Annotated in this window: 1 protein-coding gene; it reads left to right on the top strand. The window is 53.1% G+C overall.

What is annotated here, in order from left to right:
- On the top strand, positions 1–574 hold a 574-nt coding region (locus tag Q675_RS36325), incomplete at both ends, for an MBL fold metallo-hydrolase (protein WP_023012143.1).

The following is a 574-nucleotide window of genomic DNA, read 5'->3' as shown; positions in this document are numbered from 1 at the left end:
AAACTGGGCCAAGTTTCCGGTGGACCCTTCCACCATCGATGCGGTTGTCCTCACCCACGCGCACATTGACCATTCCGGTTATCTTCCAGCGTTGGTGAAGAATGGCTTCAAAGGCAAGATCTACTGCACCAAGGCCACCCACGAGCTCTGCAAAGTATTGCTCCCCGATGCCGGCTTCCTGCAAGAAGAGGATGCCAAGTACGCATTTCGGAAAAAGTTCTCAAAGCATGAAAAACCGGAACCACTGTTTACCGAGAAAGATGCCTGGGAAGCTCTGAAACACTTTGAATCGTTGCACTACCACGAGAAATTCGAGCCGGTGAAGGGTTTTGAGGTTCAGTTCACCCCGGCCGGGCATATCCTGGGTTCCTCCTGCGTACATGTTACGCACAAGAGTTCATCGCGCACCGTGGTGTTCAGTGGGGATGTAGGGCGCCAGGACGACATCATCATGCGCCCGCCAGAGCCCATCAGTCATGCCGATGTTTTGGTGTGTGAATCCACCTATGGCGACCGCACCCATGGTGAAACCGATCCAGAAAAGGATCTGGAAGAGATTATCACTAAAACCGCG

It is taken from the genome of Marinobacter sp. EN3, from assembly GCF_000475315.1.
Taxonomy (GTDB): Bacteria; Pseudomonadota; Gammaproteobacteria; order Pseudomonadales; family Oleiphilaceae; genus Marinobacter; species Marinobacter nauticus.
This window is presented reverse-complemented; position numbering and strand designations above follow the sequence as displayed.